Genomic DNA, 21350 nt, shown 5'->3' with positions numbered 1-21350 from the left:
TCGCGGCCTCATACGAGCTTCCTGCGCAACCATCCCGACACCTGATCCAGCGTCGTGACAACGATGAGTATCACCGCAATGATCGTGAAGAGACGGTTGAAATCGAGCAAATCCATGCTGTTTTTCAACTCCTGGCCGATTCCGCCCGCACCGACCACGCCGAGCACCGTCGACGCGCGGATGTTGAACTCCAGCCAGAACAGCGCCGTCGATGCAAACACGGGCAGTACGTCCGGCAGCACCGCATACGCGATGCTCGTGAAGCGGCCGGCGCCGGTGGTACGCACGGCATCGTAGGCGGCGAGATCGGCGTTCTCCAGATGATCGGCGAACAGCTTGGCCGCGCTGCCCCACGTGTGAAACGCGATGCCAAGCACGCCGGCAAACGGACCGAGTCCGACGGCGGCGACGAACAGCAATGCGAAGACGAACGAATCGATGCCGCGCAGCATGTTGAGGAACCATCGCACGGGATAGTAGAGCGCCGGCAATGGCGTGAGATTGCGGCTCGCAAACAGCGCGGCCGGCAGCGCGAGCAATGCGGCTGCCGTCGTGCCCACGGCAGCCATCGCCACTGTCTCCGCCGTGCGCTGGATGATCAGCGGCAGTTCGTCGACGCGCGGCGGCCACGCATGCGCGAGCCAGCCCGCCAGCTTCGGCAGGCCCGTGACGAGGCGCGCCGGATCGACATGCGCGAGACTGAAGCACACCGCGTAGAAGGCGACGACAGCCGCGAGCGTCGCCGCGAACCTGAAACGGCGCAGGCCGAAACGCGCCTGCTTCGCTTCGAGCGCCGCGAGCGCCGCCGCTGCCGCCGACGCCATTGGGGCAGGCGAAGGCGACGGCTTCATCTCATGCCTTTGCGCGAATCTTGCCAACCGCCAGGCCAGCTTTCTCGATCATCGTGTACGACGCGTGTGTCGCCGACACGAATCCTGTGTATCGCGGCGGAAGCAGGCCTTTTGCCTGGCCCGGCGTGATCGACAGCAGGATGCGCTGGATCTGCGCGACGAGTTCGGGCGAGGTGCCGTGCGGCACGACGATCGCGTCGTTGGGAAGCGGGTCCGAGGTCCAGACGATCTTCGTGCCGTCCGGCTTGATGACGCCTTTGTCGATCATCGCATTGCGGTTGCGGTCGAAGTCCGTCGCGAGATCGACCTGTCCGGACTGCACGGCAACCTCGTTCGCCGCATGCGTCGCGCCTTCCGTGTACTTCCAGAAGGTCTTCGGATCGATCTTCCACACCTCTTTCGCGTACCACGTCGGCATCAGCCAGCCCGACGTCGAACCGACATCTGCAAATGAAATCGACATGCCTTTGGTGTCGTCCGGAAAGCGGCTCACCTGAAGATCCGGACGACCGATCACGATGCCGCGATATGACGGCTTGTCGTCGTATTTGACGGTCGCGAGCGCCTGGCAATCGGTCGAGTTGTTGGCGATCACGTAGCCCCACGGCCCCATCCACGCGAGGTCGAGCTGGCCAGAACCCATCGCGACGGCCATGCCTGCCCAGTCGGTGGTGGCCGACAGTTCGTAATCGACGTTGAGTTGCTTCGCGAGCCACGCGAAGAACGGGCCGAAGCTCTTCTTCGTGTCTTCCGTCGTGGGCAGCAGCGGGCCGACGCCGCAGCGCAGGGTCTTGCGGGTTTGCGCGTGGCCGAGTGGCGCGAGCGCCCACGACGATGCGACGCCGGCCGCACCGGCAATGAACATTCTGCGAGTTGTCATGGGAACCTCAGTAGCTGAGACTGGGGCAGGTATCACCCATGAATTCGACGAGCATCGCACCGCCGACGATCTTCGCACCGGGGATCAGCTTCTCTTCGTCGAGCGCACGCTTTTTGAAGCATGGCGAGCAGACATAGATCTTGCCGCCCGCGTCGACGAAACTGGTGATGAGTTCCTTGAGCGGCGAAAAGCCGGGCTCATGGATTTCGTCCGCATAGCCGGACTGGGACAGGCGGGTACCCTCGATATTCAGGAACACGACGACTTCTTTCTCGCTGGCGATGGCGGCATTGGCAACCACGAACGCGACCGTCGCCCGGTCGGTGTCGTCCTTCGCTCGAGTCAGACTGACCACGAATTTTCCAGACACGATGTTCTCCCGATTCTCCAGTTGGTGGACGAGAAGAGCGCTGACGCCGCTCCACCATGGACGGTGTCAGGCTTTGGCTTTGATAAGGAAAATGCCTCGCTTTGGATCGACGTGCAGCAGTTGATGACCGGTAATACGGCAGTAAGACGGAATATCTTCGATTGCACCGCGATCGTGCGCGACCAGCCTGATGATCTGTCCGGGCATATCGCGCAGCCGCTTGCGAAGTTTGAGCAAGAGTTCTCCGCAGCCCATTTCGCCCGCGTCCCATTGCGCGTCGAACGTCGGGTCCGATTCTGATGCCGGCGAATTGTCGGTGGTCGTCATGATCGAACCGGGTGCGCGGTGGTGAGCAACAGAAATCAATGAGGGAACGTTCTCATAGTGCACTATTTGCACCTATGCTGCTGGCAATGGTCGCTGCATTTGCGCGTTTGTTCATGCAGCCGTGCGATTCCGAATGCCGAGGTATCCGATGCAAGAGCAAGCAATCCTGGAAGTTTTGAAAACGCACTGGCGCGCGTCCGCAGATGGCGATCTTGACCTGGAGCACGCTATCTATCACGAAGACGCAATTTGCGACTATCCGCAGTCGGGCGAACGTATCGTCGGACGAAACAATTTGCAGGCGTTGCGTGGTCATCATCCCGGTCATCCTTCCGGTTTCGCTGTCAGGCGAATGCAGGGCAGCGACAATCTCTGGATCACCGAATACACGATCGACTACGAAGGGCGCGCGATGTTCGTCGTGAGCATCATGGAGTTCCGTGACGGCAAGGTCGCTCACGAAACTCAATACTTCGCGGATCCTTTCGAGGCGCCGGAGTGGAGGCGTCAATGGGTCGGGCGCATCGACGGATGATGTCATGCGTTTATACGATGGTATGACGCGCCCATCCGATGGCAGGGACACTTCAACACAATGGTAGGGTGGCGACACAGAGATTATCCGGTTACTTTTGAATGAATCAGATCGCTTTATTGCCGGTACGCAGGTAATTCAGGTCAATTCATTCAACGGGAAAATACGGATAAAGAATGAAGATCGCTATTGTCGCGGTTGACGGTATGCAGGCGCTGGATATGGCGGGCGCGCTCGATGTATTCGGCGAAGCAAACAAGCTTCTCCCTGATGCATGCCGATATGACGTCTCGCTGATAGGCACGCACGCCGGCCACATCACCTGTTCCAATGGAATGGAGCTTGCCGTTCCGTTCGAGTACACGACGTTCCAGACACCGGTTGATCTGTTGCTCGTAACGGGTAGCAGCGATCTGCCGAGCGTGCGGCCTGAACGCGATTTGCTTGACTGGTTACGCGATCGCGCAGTTACTTCGAAACGGATCGGATCGATCAGCAATGGCGCGTTCCTGCTGGGACACGCCGGGCTACTCAACGGCAAGGAAGTCACTGCGAGCTGGGCCGACGCGAGTAGTCTCGCGAGAGAATTTCCGCTGGTTCGCGTACGTCCGGACAAGCGTCTGATACGCGACGGCAACCTGCTCTCATCCGCGGGCGCGGCGTCGGCATGGCATCTTTGCCTGTCGCTGGTCGCCGACGACTGGGGCCATGAACTTGCCGAGCGGATTGCCCGGCGCCTCGGCATGGGCATGGAACACGAACGTGGGCCGTGTCGATGCAGACCGCGTATCGATCCCACTACAGGCGAGCACAGTTTCATTGCGAAGGTACAGCGCTACGTCAACGAACATCTCGCCGATGACCTGTCGATCGATCAACTGGCGAGCGCCGTATCGGCGAGCAGACGGAATTTCTCGCGGCTATTTGCGAAACATGCGCAGATGACGCCCTCCGCGTTTGTGGAAGAGGCTCGCGTCGATGCGGCGACAAAGATACTCGAAGGTACTGACGTGCCGTTGAAGACGATTGCTTTCAAATGCGGCTTTCATAGTGCTGCACATATGCGGATGGTGTTTCTTCGCCGCATCAACGTCACACCCAGAGAATACCGGCAGCAAATCGGGAGCGCCCGGAGTAGGGATGGCGTACCGCAATTGATGAATCAGCGTGACCCGTATTTCGACTTCGAAGCCACTGCGTAGCGCGCGTCGAAACTTACGTCGTCGGCTTGTCATCGAGTCGACAGTGCATCGTTGCTCCAGCCGCCGCCGAGCGCGCGGATGAGGTCTACATTGGCGTCCAGTTGCCCGGTACGAAGCCTGATGACGCCACGTTCGGATTCGAGCGCCGCAGTCTGTGCCTCGACCACATCCAGATAGCTGACCGAGCCGCGCCGGTAGCGGGCAAGCGAAAGTTCGACCGACGTGTTCGCCGCAGTCGCCGCTTCCTGTTGCTGATCCGCCGCGACGGCCAGATCCGTGAGTAGCGTGAGGTTGTCCTCGACCTGTTTGAAGGATGCCAGTACGACGCTTCGGTAGCGCGCGCCTGCTTCCTCGGTTGCCGCCTTCGCAGAGTCCAGTTGTGCGCGCCGCTTGCCGCCATCCAGCAGATACACGGCGAGCGACGGTCCGATCGCCCAGTACGAACTGGGTGCGCTGAGCAGGTCCCCAAGCACGGAGCTTTGCACGCCACCTTGCGCGCTGAGTGTCAGCGACGGAAAGTACGCCGCGCGGGCCACGCCGATCCGCGAATTCGCCTCGGCGATGCGACGCTCAGCGGCAGCGATATCGGGCCGCCGTTGCAGCAATTCCGATGGCACGCCAACGGGAACGTCGGGCAACGCAATCGGCCGGCCAGACGGCTCGATCCTGAATGCGGATGCCGACGCGCCGACCAGCGCGGCGATCGCGTGTTCCTGTATTGCACGCCTCGCGGTGACCTGCGTCAGCTCGGATTCGGCCGCGGACAACTGCGTGCTCGCTCGCGCAACATCGAGGCCCGATACGATTCCGCCCTGGTGCCGGCTGCGAGTGAGGTCGAGCGCTTTACGATAAGCATCGATGGTTCCGTCGATAAGATGGATCTGCTGATCGAGTCCGCGCAGATCGATATAACTGCGTGCCAGTTCGATCTCGAGGCTCAGTTGCGTCGACGCCAGGTCGGCTTTTTGCGCCTGCGCTTCATCCTTGCTTGCCGCGACGGAATCGCGCACGCGTCCCCAGAGGTCGACTTCGTAGTCGATAGCCACGCCCAGCGTGGCCGAGTTGTAGTCGGACGGCGCGGTCGCATTGCGCAGCGGCCGCGTGTCCGACTCGCGGTCGCGTTGTACGTTGCCCGCGAATGCGACTTGCGGATATTGCTGCGAGCTGACCTGCCGGATATAAGCCTCAGCCTGCTCGTAATGAAAGAGCGCGGCACGCAGGTCCGGATTGTTCGCGATCAGCCTTTGCTCGAGATCATCGAGTTCGGGCTCGCGGTACAGTTTCCACCATCCGGCGCGATCGAGCTGATCGGACGGGCTGGCGGTTGTCCATGGGCCCTGAGACTGATATTGCGGCGCGACGGGCACATCAGGCGTCTGGTAGGGCGGCGCAAGTGAGCACGCGGCAAGCACGACGCAAGCGGCTAACAGGGCGATTGTCGGGCGCTTAATCATGTTTTTCCGCCTTGGTACCCGTACCGGCGACCTGAACGCGATCGCCGTCGATCAACCCATCGGGCGGCGTGTCGATCACGCGGTCGCTCACAGTCAGCCCCGAGCCGATTTCCACCGCATTCCCCAGGTCCTGCACGATCTCGACGGATTTGAAGTGCACGGTATCGCGACTGTCGATCGTCGCGAGACGCAACCCCTGTCTGTCGAATATCAACGCGCTGGCGGGCACGCGCAGCGCGCCGTCCCGCACGGGCAGCGCGAAGTGCAGATTGACGAAGGCACCCGGACGCAACAGATGATCAGAATTGTCGACGAGCAACTGGACGAGCGTGGTGCCCGATGCAGCATCGATCGAGTCGGCAAGCGCGGCGACCTTGGCGGTGAACGTCTTGCCCGGATACTCGGGAACCGTGAATTCAGCGGTTCCGCCTGTCTTGATGACGGGTGCGTATTCCTGCGGCACGTGCACATAGACGCGCAGTTTATCGACGCTCGACACGGAGAAAAGCTGCGGACCGCTGCCGCTTCCAGCATTGATCAGCGCACCGACATCGGTATCGCGCGAGGTAATCACGCCGTCGAAGGGCGCAACGATACGCGCAAAATTTTTGGTCGCGACCAGTCGATCCACATTCGCCTGGGCCGCCACCACACGCGCCTGTCTGGTCGCGTAACCTTGCGTGCGCTCATCGACTTCCTGGCGCGACACGGAGTCCGTATCGAGCAGATCCTGCCACCGTTTCGCTGTCGTTTTCGCAAGCGCCGCGTCGGCTTGCGCGCTGACGAGATCGGCTTTCGCCTGATTCAGCTGCTGGTCGAGTTCGGGCGTTTCGATTTCGGCAAGCGTGTCGCCCGCTTTCACCTGACTGCCGATATCGACGCGCCACGACTTCAGATAGCCGCTGACGCGCGCATGAATCGGCGCACTCGCGAACGCTTCAAGCCGTCCAGGCAGATCCAGTGAACCGCCCTTTACGTCGCGCATCGGCGCAACGACGTTGACCGTCGGTATCGCTTGCGCTTCCGTCCAGTCCTTGAGCTGGTGTTCGCTTTTCACGCGTATCGCAATGCCGCCCGCCACGATCAGAATGGCGAGCAGGCCGCCAATCATTACCGCAAGCGAGAGCTGGCGTTGCGCAAGCGTGTTGCGTTGGGTGGGTTCATACGACATGAAGCGAATCTCCAGAAACGGGTGATGCCGAAGCACGACCGCGACGCGAATGGATCATGCAAAAGACTGCGGGGACGAGAAAGAGCGTGGCGGCCGTGGCGAACAGCAATCCGCCGATAACGGCGCGGCCCAGCGGCGCGTTTTGCTCGCCGCCTTCGCCAAGACTCAGGGCCATCGGCGCCATGCCGATGATCATCGAGAAGGCAGTCATCAGCACCGGGCGAAAACGGCTCGCGCCGGCTTCCAGCGCCGCCTTGAATGCATCGCCGTGTACGGCCAGACGCTCGCGGCAAAAGCTCACGACCAGAATCGAATTGGCGGTCGCCACGCCCATGCACATGATCGCGCCCGTCAGCGCGGGAACCGACAAGGTGGTGTGCGTCGTGAACAGCATCCACACGATGCCCGCCAGAGCGCCTGGCAAGGCCGATACGATGACGAGCGGATCGGACCACGACTGGAAGTTGACCACGATCAGCAGATAGATCAGCACGACTGCGCCCAGCAGACCGAAGATCATGCCGTCGAACGCATGGTTCATCGTCTGGACCTGGCCGAGCAAAGCGACCTTCGTGCCCTTGGGTAAGCGCTTCGCCTCGCCGGCAAGGACGCGCTGGATATCGGCTGCAACGGCGCCCAGATCGCGGCCTTGTGTCGTCGCGAAGATCTCGACCATCGGCTGCACGTTGTAATCGCTGACGACTGCATTGCTCGTTGTGCGATGAATACTTGCCACACCGCCGAGCACCTGGCCATTGTTGATCGCCGCGCTGCCGCTGACGGGCAGGTTCGCGAGCGACGGCAGCGTGTCCAGGCTGTATTGCGGCGTTTGCAGCACGATCGGATATTCGACGCCATTGGCCGGGTTGAGCCAGTACGTCGGCGCGACCTGACTCGATCCTGCGAGATGCACGACGAGACTATTGGTGACATCACGTTCAGTGATGCCTTGAAGCTGTGCGCGCACGCGGTCGACATCGATATCGAACTGCGGATTGGCCTGCGATTGCTGGATACGCGCATCGACCACGCCGGGAATATGACGGATCTGACGCAATAGCAGGTTCGCGTACGCGAAGTTGGCGGGCAGATCCTTGCCGCGAATCTGCAGGTCGATGGGCGCGGGAGAACCGAAGTTCAGAATCTGGCCGACGATATCCGCGGGCGGAAACGAGAATGTCACGCCGGGAAACTCACGCGGCAACTCTTCGCGAAACCTGCGCACGTATTCCGCTGTCGGCCGGTGACCTTCTTTGAGCGAAATCTGGATATCGCCATCCTGCGAGCCGATGGTTCCCGTGTTGTTGTAGGCGGTGTTGATCGAACTGGTTGAAAGTCCGATGTTGTCGACGACGGTACCGAGTTCATCCGGTGGAATCGTCGAACGCACGCGTGCTTCCACCTCGGCGAAAATCTGCGCCGTTCTTTCGACCCGCGTGCCGATGGGCGCGCGAACGTGCATCAGGATCTGACCGGCGTCGACATCGGGGAAGAAGTTGCGGCCGAGAAACGGTACCAGCGCGAACGACAGAACAATGAAAGCGAAGAACCCCACGACGAACCGGCGGCGATGCTGCAGCAGCAATTCGAGCATCGCGGTGTAGTTCGAGCGGATGCGCTCGAAACCTCGCTCGAACCCACGCTGGAAGCGCACTAGTGGATTGGATGATTCGCGCGACACTGCCTCATGCCCTGATGCATGCGCTTTAAGCAGGTATTTGGCCATCGTCGGAACGAGGGTTCGCGACAGGATGAACGATGACACCATCGCGAAGATCACCGCTTCCGCCATCGGCACAAACAGAAACTTCGCGACACCATCCAGAAAGAACATCGGCACGAACACGATGCAGATGCACAGCAACGAAACGAAGGCAGGCGTGACGATCTGGGCCGCGCCATCGAGAATGGCAGGCTCGACGGATTTGCCTTGTTCCAGATGAGAATTGATGTTCTCGATTGTTACGGTGGCATCGTCGACGAGAATCCCCACCGCGAGCGCAAGCCCGCCGAGCGTCATGATGTTCAGCGTTTCTCCAAGCGCCGCGAGTGCTGCAATCGAGCCGAGAATCGCGAGTGGAATCGACGTGGCGATGATGACGGTCGAACGCCAGCTTCCCAGAAACAGCAGGATCATCACGCTCGTGAGCAATGCGGCGATCACGCCCTCGCGCGCCACGCCTGAAATCGCCGAGCGCACGAACAGCGATTGGTCGCCAATCGGATCGATCTGAAGATCGTCGGGCAGGGACGCTTTAGCGTCGGCGGCCTTTTGCCTGATGCCCGCAATGATCGCCAGCGTCGAAGCGGCGCCATTCTTGAACACGGTGAGCAGCACCGAGCGCTTGCCCTCCACGTGAACGACGTTCGGCTGCGGCGGGCTGCCGTCTGTCACGTCGGCGATATCGCGCATAGGCACGGTCGTCCCGTCCGCCGATTTGACGGGCAGGGCCGCGATGGCGCCGATTGTCGAGGGCGCGTCGTTCAGATGCAGCGTGTATTCGTAATTGCCGATCTTCTGCGAACCTACCGGCGTGATGAGATTCTGCGCAGCCAACGCGCCTGCAACATCCTGCGCAGAGAGCGATCGCGCCTGGAGTTCGGGCGCCTTCACATTGATCTGCACTTGCCGCGTTTTTCCGCCGAACGGATAAGGGATCGCCGCACCCGCGACGGTCGTCAGAATCGGGCGCAACTGGTTCTGTCCGAGGTCTGCCAGATTTTGCTCCGACAGTCCCTTGCCGGAGAGCGCGAGCTGAATGACGGGAACCGTCGACGCGTTGTAGTTGATCACAAACGGCGGCGTGGTGCCGGGCGGCAACTGCTTGAGAATTTCCTGCGCAATCGACGTGACTTGCGCATTCGCCGTCGCGATGTTCGTGCCGGGCTGGAAATCTTGACGATGCCGTATCCCGTCAGCGAATTCCCTTCCAGGTGTGCGACGTTATTGACGGTTGTCGTCAAGACCCGCTCGAACGGCGCCATCACGCGCCCTTCCATCTGATCGGGCGAAAGGCCCGTGTACTGCCACACCACACTGATAACGGGGATATCGATGTCCGGAAAAATATCCGTAGGCGTTCGGAGGGCAGCGAGTGGGCCGACAATAAGGATAAGAATGGCCAGAACAACAAATGTATAAGGCCGTTTGAGCGCGACGCGCACGATACCGATCATATGAATCCCACTAGCAAATACGGCAGCGAGGAAACCTTCAGCGCTCTCCGGCCACCCGAAACCCTGCGTGTTACGTCAATCCGTGTTCGTTGAGATGCGTTGCTTGTCGACAGTCACTTCCGCTGTTTTCACAGCCGGCTGCATCCGGACCTCGGCGCGACGGAGTCCACCGAGCCAGTGATAGGCCGAAGCGGCGATACCCAGCGCGACACCGAAAATCACCACGCCTGTCCAGCCGAAACGCGTCATCAGCCAGCCGCTGATCATCACGCCGATCGCGCCGCCCGAGAATGTCGCCGTCATATAAAGACTGTTGATGCGGCCTTGTGCTTTCGGGTCGACGGCAAACGCGCGCGTCTGGTTGGACACGAGACCCGACTGCACGCCGATATCCAGCACGATCACACCAATAACCAGCAGCGCCAGCGATGACTCCGCACCGGCGAGCAGCACATAGGCAAGCGTGACGATGCCAATGCTGGCGGCAATGACGGTGCGCGGTCCGACACGATCGGTCGCCCGGCCACCGAGCGACGCGGCCAGTGCACCCGTCGCGCCGATGATGCCGAAGCCGCCCGCCCACGCACTGCCGAGATGCTGCGGCCCGTTTGCGAGCAGCGCCGCGAGATTGACCCAGAACGCGTTGAAGCAGGCCCACAGCAGCGCCTGAACGATCATCGATTCGCGGATCGGGCGATTGTCGCGAGCCAGCGGCCACAGTGACGCAAGCAGGCGACCGTAGGACAGATTGGTGGAGGGCACGCCGCGCGGCAGCAGCGATGCGGCCGCGATCCAGACGGGAATCATGAACATCGCTTCGACGCCGTAGACCGCGCGCCAGCCGTAGGCCGCGCCGACTACACCGCTGATCGTGCGGCCGAGCAGAATGCCGACCATGATGCCGCTGACCACCGTGCCGACATTGCGCCCGCGCTCGCTTGGCCGCGACATCACGGCGGCGAACGGCACCAGTTGCTGCGGCACGCAACTGACCACGCCGAGGCCAAACGAAACAGCGATCAATGGCCAGATGCCCGGCGAAAGCGCAGCCGAAAGCGCGAACACGAACGCGAGCGCGATTTGCGCGAGTACCAGCTTGCGGCGGTCGAAGCGATCGCCCAACGGCAGCAGAAGCGCAAGGCCGGTCGCAAAGCCGAGCAGCGCTGCGCCGGCGACGAGGTCGACGGTAGTCAGATCGACACGCATGCCTGAAGCGATCAACGGCAGGATCGGCTGCGTGCAATAAATGTTGGTAATTACCGCGCCGGCAATGACGGCCATCATGACGATCTTGGCGCGGGACGCCACTGTGGGTGTCGGCGGGCTGGTGGATATACCTGGTTGGTCGCTCACGGCACTTTCCTTTTGTTTTTTCATGACAAGTACAGCTAACTAAAATAAGAATTGCTCGATATGAAACTGAGTCAGTGTGGCAACGCATTGAAGTCGCAACGTTACGTCGAGCGGTCCTGCCGCGCCATTACACGATGGTATTGATGACGACGCCATCGTATAGTCCGCGTTTGCCGTTCGTGGCACGCTTCCTCAAGATGCAATCGCGTGGACCTATGCAAATGCTGGAAAGAACCACGGCGCTGTAGTGAAGATTACGCGCTTGCATTTACAAAGAGAATCTCCCAACATCGGGAATCATTCTTCCAATTGTTGGTAGGTTCGATCGATGAATCGTCTCGACTCGATGTCCGTTCTCGTCGCCGTAGTAGATTCAGGCAGCCTGTCGGCTGCCGCGCGGCGTCTCGGCATGCCGCTCGCAACGGTCAGCCGCAAGGTTGGCGAACTGGAGTCGCACCTGAATACGCGCCTTATTCAACGTACGACAAGGCAGCTTTCATTGACGGAAGCGGGCGCTTCGTATGTCGCGGCCTGCCGGCGCATCCTCGATGAGATTGCGGAAGCCGAGCGTGCTGCGACCGGGGAATATGCATCGCCTAAAGGCGAATTGATTGTCACAGCGCCGGTTGTATTCGGACGTTTGCATGTTGTGCCCGTCGTCGCCGAGTTTCTCGCGCATTACCCGGAAATCGACGTCAATCTCGTGCTCACGGATCGCATTGTGCATCTGATGGAAGAGCAGGTTGACGCCGCTGTGCGGATCGGTGAATTACCCGATAGTACCTTGATGGCAAAGGGCGTCGGTACGGTGCGCCGTGTCGTATGCGGCAGTCCGTCGTATCTGGCGGCACGTGGCGAACCTGTCAGGCCACGCGATCTCGCGTCGCACGAGTGCATTACGTTCGAGGTTCTCGCTTCTTCGCGCGCGTGGGTGTTCGAGTCGGGTAAGTCAGAGGTATCGGTGCCCGTTCATTCACGGCTGACGGTCAATACCGCAGAGGCGGCAATCGACGCCGCCACGCTTGGCGTCGGGCTCATACGGGTATTGTCTTACCAGGTCGCGGACGCCTTACACGACAACACACTACGTGTCGTACTCGAAAAATACGAATCGGCGCCATTACCCATCAGTCTCGTGCATAAAGGACAGACGCCGCTGCCCCTCAAATTGCGCGCCTTTCTCGACTTCGTTGCGCCGCGCCTGCAGGCGCGTACCACGCGCAAGCCCGCTGACGTTGCGACGAAAACCAGAAGCGGCAGGTGATTTGCAGGAGTGCTGTCGTGGTGGAACAATACCGTCGGGATCATTGACCAGGAGGAAACATGGCCTCCGGAGCGGGTTCGGTATCGACTGGCGTGAACCGGAATAGCAGGATGCCCGTCGTGTATGTCATCGATGACGAAGAAAGTATCAGAATGGCATTGAGCGGCTTGCTGCGTTCGGCAGGCATAGGCGTGGAATTGTTCGAATCGACGGCGGATTTTCTCGCTGCTCCCAGGTCCGACGTGCCCAGTTGCCTCATTCTCGACGTGAGATTGCGCGGAGAAAATGGCCTCACGTTTCAGGAAGAAGCGGCGGAGTGCGGCGTGCATATGCCGATTCTGTTCATCACCGGGCATGGCGACATCGAGATGACGGTCAGAGCGATGAAAGCAGGCGCGCTGGACTTCTTCTCCAAGCCGTTCCGCGATCAGGACATGCTCGATGCCATTGCGCACGCGCTGAAACGCGATGCCGAGCGTCTTGCGTCGGACAGTGCCATGGCGGCGTTGCGCAAATCTTATGAATCATTGACTCGACGCGAGCGCGACGTAATGAAACTCGTGGTGACGGGACTACTGAACAAGCAGATCGCGAGCGAACTGAACCTGAGCGAAGTGACTGTCAAGGTCTATCGAGGGCAGGTCATGATGAAAATGGATGCCCATTCGCTCGCGGATCTCGTGCGAAAAGCAGGCAAGCTGCAAATCGATCCCGGACGGATCGAATCATCAGACACGGGGTTGGAGCCAGGCATCGGGCACTAGCGTTCACGCCTGCGCCGGAAACGGCTTGCTCCAGAACATCGACGCAGCGAGCCCGAACCGCCAGGGCAGTTCGATCGCCTTGGTGAGGCCGATGCGCGGCCCGATCACGATCGGCTGCGGTTCTTTGGGTGCTTCGATGTGAAAGGGCGCTTCCAGTGCGGACATGCCATTGTGGCGGTGCGTAATGTCGAGTGCCTGCGTAAGCCGACCCGGACCGGAGCAAAGAAGGCGCACGGTTTCGAGTCCGCGTCGCTGGCGCATGGCGTCGATTCCGGTCAATGGTTCGATTGCGCGTATCAGTACTCCCGCGCCATGACCTTCCTCACGACACACGAAATTCAGGCACCAGTGCAGGCCATATGACCGGTACACGTAGATATGTCCGGGCGGCCCGAATAGCACGGCGCTGCGCGGCGTCGGCCCGTTGTAGGTGTGGGAGGCGGGCTCGTCGCGATCGTACGCTTCCGTCTCGACGATGCGGCCCCCTACGCCATTCAGGGTGAGGGTCGCGCCAATCAGCTGGCGCGCTACACGCTCCGCACTCGCGGAAAAATCGATTGATTCGGCGTCAATGAAACGGCGCGAGCTCACGGCATGCATGCGTTGAGATTTTGGTCGATGCGAGTATCGACTATGAGACGCGCTATTTGAAGGCGCAAATGGAAACCAGAGATTTCCATTTGTTCAACAGTCCGGTCATGCTTGCTGCAGCGTCATCACGATTAATCAAATCGATCTCGCGAAGCTAAACCAACGTATAGCCACCAATACAAAAGTGCAATCGACCCATCGTCACGTTTGCGTTCAGATGTGATGTGCACACGTCGATTTCCTTATCTGCGAACCCGCCTGGATGGTGTTCGTCGATCAGTGTATTCAAGCGTCAATACGCTTCGAGCAAGATAAAAATTCAAAGCGATCGCGCGAGGACTATAAGACAGCGAATCGCCGAGAGTGCCTGCAAATAACCAGAATAGACACATCGGGGTCGACGCGTCATTGACGATGCTTCACCAGACGAAGTCGCTTCTTAGCAAACAAGAGGTGTCAAATGAAACGAATGGCTGTTGTCGCACTATCGGTGGTCGCAACGACTGCAGTGCACGCACAAAGCTCTGTGACGCTCTACGGTCTGATCGACGCCGGTTTGATGTACACAAACAACGTAGTGAAAGGCGCCTCGCACGGCTCGTTATTTCAGGCGACCAGCGGGGAAATAAATGGAAGCCGGTTTGGCCTGCGCGGGTCTGAAGATCTGGGCGGCGGCTTGCACGCCATCTTCGTGCTGGAGAACGGATTCAATCTGCAAAATGGCAAGCTCGCGCAAAACAGCCGCTTATTTGGCCGGCAAGCGTATGTAGGTTTGAAGAGCGACGAGTTCGGCACCTTGACACTGGGACGTCAATACGACTTCATCACGGATTTCATCGCGCCGTTGTCCGGCGTATCGGGCACATTGGGAGACACAGGATTCGCGCATCCTTTCGACAACGACAACTACGACCACTCGTTTCGCATCAACAATGCCTTGAAGTACAGCAGTGTCGATTACCACGGTTTCAGGTTTGGCGGCATGTACGCGTTCTCGAACAACCAGAACTTTGCGAATAATCGCGCTTACAGCGTGGGTGCGATTTATAGCAAGGGGCCACTCAATATTGCTGCTGCCTACCTCCAGTTGAATGGTTCCAACTCGACAACGGGAACGGCAGGCGCGATCGACACAGCCGAATCGGCTTCGAACGGAATAGGTGGATTCCAGCTTGGAGCGGATGTGCAGCGTACGGCCGCCGCCGCGATTAACTATGCGTATGGACCGGCTGTCATCGGCTTCGCGTACTCGCATAGCCAGTTCCAGAACACGCTATCGTTCGGATCGAACAATGGCACAGTCCGTTTCGACAACTACGATCTGAGCGTCAAATACGCGCTCACGCATGCAGTTTCTCTAGGTGGGTCTTACACGTACACGGATGGACACGTAACGCAAAGCACTACCTTTGGCGCTGACCCGAAATGGAATCAGGTCAATCTGCAAGCCGTTTACTCGTTTTCGAAGCGTACCGACGTCTACGCGGAAGGCATGTACCAGCACGTCAGTGGTCACGGTTTCGTCGCGTATATCAACGGATCGGGCGGCGCTTCATCGACGGCCAATCAGGTGGTCGGCACGGTGGGCATGCGCACCCGCTTTTAAGCCGGTCCCGGACGCGCGCACAGACCTTCATGGTCTGTGCGAAGCCGCCAGAAAACCTCGTCTCACGGACGGTTGTACATCACATCCCAGTCCGCCTTCGACACGCCTGAACGGCCCGCGCTAGCCGATCCGCTTACCACGCCACCGACGCCACTCGCACGGTTCTGCGCAGCGACTTTCGCTTCGGCTGCCTGAATCTCTGCGGGATACGTCGTGTTGTCACCATCGCCGACGTGATAGCCCGCCTTTTCCAGTTGGACCAGTTCGGCGCGTACCTGCGCGCGCGTAAGCGGCTGGTTAGCCTGAGCGAATGCAGCAACGGGAGCAGAAAGAGCGGCGGCAATGGCAACGGCCTGAACAAGCGTCTTCATGATAGGTACCTCCAGAGTCTGGTTTGTCCTTCTAACCATTCCGTTGTCAAAACGGTGACTCCAGTCTAGGTACGTAGCAGCGCAACATTAAGACGTCTGAGTGGAAAGGATTGTTGTCGCGTCTGGTCAGATACGGATGGACAGCACACTGTCGCAGCTTTCGATTTACATGAATAGACGGCTCTCGCCCGCTGGACGCGGGTCACAAGATGACATGACATTGACATAGCAGCGTCGATGAGTGACTTGTTCCTGGCGCTCAACACAATTGTGCCGCGACGCGCGTCACATGTCTTCTTTCGATGAACCTGTCGATCGCTTCAATCGCATCGAAACGGAAAACCGCTCGGCAGGATGCAAGCTCACGGACACCTCGAACGCAACGCCCGACGAGTCCAGATAACGCCGCACGATTTCCAGCGCAGCCGTGCCAGACTCTACGCGCAATAGATCCGCCATGTGCGGCGAGATGTTCACGGCATGCACGTCCTGCTGGATCTCCGACACGCATCGGCCGTATCGCGCTTCGATCAGCGAACTGATCAGCGTGTCCGGCTTCTCCCGCGCGGTCTCTGCGATGTCGGCATAACCGGGATCGATATACACATCGGTCCAACCGACAGGCGGCCGCTTGCCTTCGCCATCGATACGCAAGCTCGAGATGCGCAGCCAGCGAGCGCCTTCTTCGCACCCGAGGATTCTGGTCAACGGACCCGCCGCCACGATCTCCTCAGTCGATTGCACGACACGCTGGTGCTTCGTGCCGAACTGGACGAGATCTTCGACGGACGCGAGCGAAGGGCGGAAATCGTTCGTTGGCTGGGCGGATTCGACACGCGTGCCGGCGTTCTTGCGACGCGACACGAAGCCGAGCTGCTGAAGCTCGTGCAACGCAGCGCGAATCGTGTGGCGGCTCGTGTTGTACAGGTCGCGCAGTTCGAGTTCGGTCGGCAGGTACGAACCGACGGGAAAGCGGCCGCTGGCGATGCCCTGCGTCAGATCGCGGGCGATGTCGGCGTAATGGGGTTTGTTCATGTCGGGTGACGTGCAGCGCTGATCCAGGGGTAAATTCTAACTTGAATCATATGTTCGAACATATTAATCTTAATATGTCCGGACATATTAGATCGTTCATCGATATGTCCCCGTCATTTCCGAACCGTTTTGACCGAGGCCACGCCCGCCATGAACAGCCGCAACATCCCGTTTTCCAGCACCGTCGTCGATTCGATCCTGTTTCGCGACGCCTTCGGCACCGCGAAAATGCGGGCCGTGTTTTCGGACTACGCGCTCGTGCAGCGCTACATCGACGTCGAGGTCGCGCTTGCCAAAGCGGAAGCGCGCGTCGGCGTAATCCCTGCCGATGCAGCCGAAGCGATTGCACGCGAATCGCAGATCGACCGCATCGACTTCGACCATATGCGCGAGGAGACGGACATCGTCGGTTATCCGATCCTGCCGCTCGTGCATCAGTTGGTCGGCATGTGCGGGGAGGCCGGGCGCTACGTGCACTGGGGCGCGACGACGCAGGACATCATGGATACCGCCGTGTCGCTGCAGGTGCGCGACGCGCTGGATTCGATCGATGCGGACATCCGCGAACTGCGCGGCATTCTTGCCAATCTCGCGAAGACGCATCGCGATACGCCGATGGCGGGCCGCACGCACTTGCAGCAGGCGCTGCCCGTGACGTTCGGCTACAAGGCCGCGATCTGGCTGGCGATGTTCGACCGGCATCAGCAGCGCATCGCGGAAATGCGCAAGCGCGTCGCCGTGGTCGAATTCGCGGGCGCGGCGGGCACGCTCGCATCGCTGGGCGACAAGGGGCTCGACGTGCAGAAGGCGCTCGCGCAGGAACTGAGACTCGGCGTGCCGGCCACGACATGGCACGTCGCACGCGATTGTTTCGCCGAGGCTGTCAATCTGCTCGCGCTGGTGACGGGCTCGCTCGGCAAGATCGCGACGGACATCATGATCATGGCGTCCAACGAATTCGGCGAAGTGTATGAGCCGTTCGTGAAGGGACGGGGCGCGAGCAGCACGATGCCGCAAAAGCGCAATCCGATTTCGAGCGAACTGATGCTGGCCGCTGCCAAGGCCGTGCGGCAGCAGGCAGGCCTGATGGTCGACGCGATGATCCAGGATTTCGAGCGCGCAACGGGGCCGTGGCACGCGGAATGGATTGCGATTCCCGAGAGCTTCATTCTGACCTCGGGCGCGCTGCATCAGGCGAAGTTCGCGCTCGGCGGCCTGATCGTCGATACGGAGCGCATGAAGCACAACCTGGGCATCAGCAAGGGGCTGATCGTCGCCGAGTCGGTGATGATGCAGATGGCGCCGTTCACGGGCCGCCAGCAGGCGCACGACATCGTCTACGACGCGTGCCGCACGGTGAACGAGCAGGGCGGCACACTCGCCGAAGCGCTGGCCGCGCTGCCCGAAGTGACCCGGCATTTCGATCGCGCCGCAATCGATCACATGACCGACCCGGCGAACTATCTCGGTCTTGCGCCGCAGATGGTCGACCGCGCACTCGCGTTGTCCAGCGAAATCTGACCGACGCTTCGTGGAGGAGCACACACCATGACAAACGACAACGCATCGACTAACGATACCGTTGCGCCGCCCGCAAAGCGGCCGTGGTACCGGAAACTGGGCATGCAGGTTCTGATTTCGCTCGTGCTCGGCATCGCGGTCGGACTGATCTTTCCGAAGTTCGGCGCGCAACTGAAGATTCTCGGCGACGTCTTTCTCGCGCTGATCAAGGCCGGGGTCGCGCCGCTCGTGTTTCTCACGATCGTGCACGGCATTGCATCGGCGGGCGACGTGAAAAGTGCAGGGCGGGTCGGCTGGCGCTCGATCGTGTACTTCGAGGTCGTGTCCACGATCGCGCTCGCGGTCGGCCTGCTGGCGGGCAATCTGCTGCAGACGGGCAAGGGCATGACGGCTGTCACACCGGGCGCGATGCCTGTCGCTGCAGCGAAAGCCGCGCCGCAAGGCTTCACCGAGTTCGTGATGCATCTCGTGCCGGACAACTTCATCGGCGCGTTTGCGAAGGGTGAACTGTTGCAGGTCGTGGTGCTGGCGGTCATGGTGGGAATCGGCATTCTTGCTATTCCCGAGAGCCGGCGCGTGCGCATCAACGAAGGGCTCGACCTGATTTCGCAGGTGCTGTTCTCGTTCATCAATCTCGTGATGAAGCTCGCGCCGTTAGGCACGTTCGGCGCGGTGGCGTTCGCGGTCGGCAGCAACGGCACGGCGGTACTGGTTGCGCTCGCGCAGCTCGTGCTGAGCTTCTATGCGGTGATTGCGCTGTTCATCGTCGTGGTGATGGGTCTCATTGCGAGGCTTGCCGGCTTCAGCATGTGGCGCTTCATGCGCTACATCAAGGACGAAATCCTGATCGTGCTCGGCACGGCGTCATCGGAAAGTGCCTTGCCGCGGCTGCTGATCAAACTCGAACGTCTTGGCTGCGCGAAGCAGACGGTCGGGCTCGTTCTGCCGACGGGCTATGCGTTCAATCTGGATGGGACGTCGATCTTCATGTCGATGGGCGTCATGTTCATTGCGCACGCGTACAACGTACCCATCACGTTCGAACATCAGGTCGGCATTCTGCTGCTGATGCTGCTCACGTCCAAGGGCGCGGCGACGGTGTCGGGCGGGTCGTTCGTGGTGTTCGCGGCAACGGTGACGTCCACTGGCATCCTGCCCGTCGAAGGTCTTGCTGTGATCTTTGGCGTGTACCGTTTCATGTCGATGGCGATTGCCGCGTGCAACACGATCGGTAACAGCCTGGCGACGGTGATCGTGGCCAGATGGTCGGGCACGTTCGATATGGATCGCGCGCAGCGTCATCTTTATCCGGAGCGTTACCCGGCTACAGCGCGCGAAGACGCTGGTCTGAATGACGGCGATTTTCTGCCGGATGAACCGGGCAACGTAGACCGGCGTCCTTCGGCTATTTCGTTCAAACAGGCAGGTGCTTCGCGGTAGGGCGAACAGCGCTAAAACTTTTGGGCATGCCATTGCCGGGGTCTTTGGGCCTCGGTAAACGCGTTTACGCGTTCCAACGGAACAGCGTCACATGAGGTCAGGCAGCGAGGAGATGAGTCGCGCAACGATGATCAACGTGCCCGATGCGACGATCGCAAATCCGGCAGTCCGGCGCACATACTGACCAATCCTCTTGCGTGGTGACCGAACGCCAGCGGTCGTACTGTCGAACCATGCATTCATCGTCTCGCCCCCGTGGTTTCGTCAGGCAATGCCCGGCGCGATGGTGCTGCAGCGTTACGCGTCCGTGCGCAAAGCGTTGGGTGAAATCCTGGAACGCCGCTTGCGTCGCGATCCGCGTGAGCCCGCCGTCAGACCGACAAGGCAATGAACCAGGAGCGCACCGGACAGAATGCCAACGCCCATACCAGCAAAAAACATAGACTCGCCCGTAACCTGACTGGGATTGCACGCGCATTCGCTCGATGGAACGCGCGCACCCGATTCGCGAGGCTGAAGAGCCTTCACGCATGTGAGCCTTCATGATGCCATGCTTCACTCATAAATGCGAACGATTCTTATTTATGGGGTTGTCGAACGGCCGGATTCCGGCCGTGTGTCAGAGCAGACAGACCTGGTTAAGGTCGACCGTGCGTCTGTACACGTTCCTGCCGAGCCACGGCACGAACGTATATTCGACGTAGGCGTAAGCGCCGATGAAGATCCAGTTGTGCAGGGAGTCGGGCATGACAGTCTCCTTGAATCCGTTTCGCGGCCGGATGCACGAGTGCCGCGTTGAATCCAGCATAGGACTGGCGGTCCCGCAGAGCTATCGGACGAATGGGTAGAGAGACGACGACTTGGTATACGGGACGGCATACCAACGTATGAGGCCAACCGCAGAGGAGAGGTAACGCATCGTCAGATGCACCAACATATCGCTCGACTATACCAAGGTCTAATTCAAGCACGCGGCATTCGACAATACGATCCCAGTATGTGTCGCAGAGTCGTACCAACAGAACGATAACTTGTGCAAATTTCCGAGGCCGCACATGCAAGAAGTCCCCGTGATTTCAATCGTCGACGACGACGAGTCGATCCGGCTGGCACTGTCGAGTCTGATTCGCTCGATGGGATGGACAGCGCATGTGTTCGAGTCGGCTCAGGCGTTCCTCGACTCGGGACTTATTCCCGCTGTCAGTTGCCTGATCTCCGACATCCAGATGCCGGGCATGACAGGACTCGAATTGCAGCAGCGGCTTTTGGACGATGGGCACCGGCTGCCCATCGTGTTCATTACGGCGTTCGGCTCTGAGGCTGTGCGCCAGCAGGCAATGAACCAAGGTGCCGCGCACTTTCTGCTGAAACCACTGGACCCGTCCGTGATCGAACATTGCCTGCATCAACTGGTCAACTCAGGCAGCGACACCTGACG

The 21350-nt window shown here is 60.1% G+C and carries 19 protein-coding genes and 1 pseudogene; 8 read left to right on the top strand and 12 right to left on the bottom strand.

All coding sequences use genetic code 11. The annotated features are described in order from the left end of the window. Positions 1-8 precede the first annotated feature (8 nt). The 4 genes from phnE to G3O01_RS45795 all read right to left on the bottom strand — a co-directional run bounded on the left by phnE (position 9) and on the right by G3O01_RS45795 (position 2491). Positions 9-851: a phosphonate ABC transporter, permease protein PhnE gene (gene phnE, locus G3O01_RS33865; RefSeq protein ID WP_205811347.1), complete on the bottom strand. Its 843-nt coding sequence runs from the start codon at positions 849-851 to the stop codon at positions 9-11. 1 nt (position 852) lies between these two features. Continuing rightward, positions 853-1731: a phosphate/phosphite/phosphonate ABC transporter substrate-binding protein gene (locus G3O01_RS33860; RefSeq protein ID WP_241024500.1), complete on the bottom strand. Its 879-nt coding sequence runs from the start codon at positions 1729-1731 to the stop codon at positions 853-855. A gap of 7 nt (positions 1732-1738) precedes the next feature. Next, a complete protein-coding gene (locus G3O01_RS33855) occupies positions 1739-2101 on the bottom strand; it encodes a DsrE family protein (protein WP_205811346.1) in 363 nt (120 codons plus the stop codon). A gap of 66 nt (positions 2102-2167) precedes the next feature. Continuing rightward, positions 2168-2491 (bottom strand): sulfurtransferase TusA family protein, encoded by a 324-nt coding sequence (locus G3O01_RS45795; RefSeq protein WP_346779239.1) that lies wholly within the window; start codon positions 2489-2491, stop codon positions 2168-2170. 85 nt (positions 2492-2576) lie between these two features. Here G3O01_RS45795 and G3O01_RS33845 point away from each other — a divergent pair, with 85 nt between their 5' ends. Both G3O01_RS33845 and G3O01_RS33840 read left to right on the top strand, forming a co-directional pair. Further along, on the top strand, positions 2577-2963 hold the full coding sequence (locus tag G3O01_RS33845; protein WP_205811345.1) for a nuclear transport factor 2 family protein: 387 nt from the start codon (positions 2577-2579) through the stop codon (positions 2961-2963). Between the two features lie 176 nt (positions 2964-3139). Beyond that, positions 3140-4165, top strand: coding sequence for a helix-turn-helix domain-containing protein (locus G3O01_RS33840; protein WP_205811344.1), 1026 nt, complete (start codon positions 3140-3142; stop codon positions 4163-4165). A gap of 29 nt (positions 4166-4194) precedes the next feature. Here G3O01_RS33840 and G3O01_RS33835 read toward each other — a convergent pair whose 3' ends face one another. The 4 genes and pseudogenes from G3O01_RS33835 to G3O01_RS33820 form a co-directional block, all read right to left on the bottom strand. Continuing rightward, positions 4195-5619 carry an efflux transporter outer membrane subunit gene (locus G3O01_RS33835; protein WP_205811343.1) on the bottom strand — a complete coding sequence of 475 codons (1425 nt, stop codon included), beginning with the start codon at positions 5617-5619 and terminating at the stop codon, positions 4195-4197. Beyond that, the gene (locus tag G3O01_RS33830; protein WP_205811342.1) at positions 5612-6790 is read right to left on the bottom strand and encodes an efflux RND transporter periplasmic adaptor subunit; all 1179 of its coding nucleotides are present in this window, start codon (positions 6788-6790) and stop codon (positions 5612-5614) included. Before G3O01_RS33830 ends, G3O01_RS33835 begins: the two co-directional genes overlap by 8 nt. Then, positions 6780-9967: pseudogene (locus G3O01_RS33825) on the bottom strand (efflux RND transporter permease subunit). Before G3O01_RS33825 ends, G3O01_RS33830 begins: the two are co-directional and overlap by 11 nt. A 75-nt stretch (positions 9968-10042) precedes the next feature. After that, complete coding sequence (locus G3O01_RS33820; protein WP_205811341.1) at positions 10043-11320, bottom strand: MFS transporter; 1278 nt, start codon at positions 11318-11320, stop codon at positions 10043-10045. Between the two features lie 328 nt (positions 11321-11648). Between G3O01_RS33820 and G3O01_RS33815 the strand changes: the two genes are divergently transcribed. Next, complete coding sequence (locus G3O01_RS33815; protein WP_205811340.1) at positions 11649-12584, top strand: LysR family transcriptional regulator; 936 nt, start codon at positions 11649-11651, stop codon at positions 12582-12584. A gap of 59 nt (positions 12585-12643) precedes the next feature. Next, on the top strand, positions 12644-13348 hold the full coding sequence (locus tag G3O01_RS33810; RefSeq protein ID WP_205811339.1) for a response regulator: 705 nt from the start codon (positions 12644-12646) through the stop codon (positions 13346-13348). A gap of 3 nt (positions 13349-13351) precedes the next feature. Here G3O01_RS33810 and G3O01_RS33805 read toward each other — a convergent pair whose 3' ends face one another. After that, positions 13352-13939 carry a DNA-3-methyladenine glycosylase gene (locus G3O01_RS33805; RefSeq protein WP_346779238.1) on the bottom strand — a complete coding sequence of 196 codons (588 nt, stop codon included), beginning with the start codon at positions 13937-13939 and terminating at the stop codon, positions 13352-13354. Between the two features lie 460 nt (positions 13940-14399). Here G3O01_RS33805 and G3O01_RS33800 point away from each other — a divergent pair, with 460 nt between their 5' ends. Further along, positions 14400-15545, top strand: a complete 1146-nt coding sequence (locus tag G3O01_RS33800; protein ID WP_205811337.1) for a porin — start codon at positions 14400-14402, stop codon at positions 15543-15545. 62 nt (positions 15546-15607) lie between these two features. Here the strand turns inward: G3O01_RS33800 and G3O01_RS33795 are convergent, their stop codons facing one another. Together G3O01_RS33795 and G3O01_RS33790 are read right to left on the bottom strand one after the other, a co-directional pair. Continuing rightward, positions 15608-15916: a DUF4148 domain-containing protein gene (locus tag G3O01_RS33795; protein WP_205811336.1), complete on the bottom strand. Its 309-nt coding sequence runs from the start codon at positions 15914-15916 to the stop codon at positions 15608-15610. A gap of 285 nt (positions 15917-16201) precedes the next feature. Then, positions 16202-16951, bottom strand: coding sequence for a GntR family transcriptional regulator (locus G3O01_RS33790; protein ID WP_205811335.1), 750 nt, complete (start codon positions 16949-16951; stop codon positions 16202-16204). Between the two features lie 150 nt (positions 16952-17101). Here G3O01_RS33790 and pcaB point away from each other — a divergent pair, with 150 nt between their 5' ends. Together pcaB and G3O01_RS33780 are read left to right on the top strand one after the other, a co-directional pair. Next, entirely contained in the window at positions 17102-18472 is a 1371-nt protein-coding gene (gene pcaB, locus G3O01_RS33785; protein ID WP_205811334.1) for a 3-carboxy-cis,cis-muconate cycloisomerase, read from the top strand. A gap of 27 nt (positions 18473-18499) precedes the next feature. Next, on the top strand, positions 18500-19912 hold the full coding sequence (locus tag G3O01_RS33780; RefSeq protein WP_205811333.1) for a cation:dicarboxylase symporter family transporter: 1413 nt from the start codon (positions 18500-18502) through the stop codon (positions 19910-19912). A gap of 619 nt (positions 19913-20531) precedes the next feature. Here G3O01_RS33780 and G3O01_RS45625 read toward each other — a convergent pair. Beyond that, positions 20532-20660, bottom strand: a complete 129-nt coding sequence (locus tag G3O01_RS45625) for a hypothetical protein (RefSeq protein ID WP_277403070.1) — start codon at positions 20658-20660, stop codon at positions 20532-20534. A 307-nt stretch (positions 20661-20967) separates the two neighbouring features. Between G3O01_RS45625 and G3O01_RS33775 the strand changes: the two genes are divergently transcribed. Then, entirely contained in the window at positions 20968-21348 is a 381-nt protein-coding gene (locus tag G3O01_RS33775; RefSeq protein WP_205811332.1) for a response regulator, read from the top strand. Positions 21349-21350: the final 2 nt, after the last annotated feature.

This window comes from Burkholderia sp. Ac-20365 (assembly GCF_017104715.1).
Lineage (GTDB): Bacteria > Pseudomonadota > Gammaproteobacteria > Burkholderiales > Burkholderiaceae > Paraburkholderia.
The sequence above is the reverse complement of the archived record's forward strand: the minus strand, read 5'-3'. Positions and strand labels throughout refer to the sequence as shown.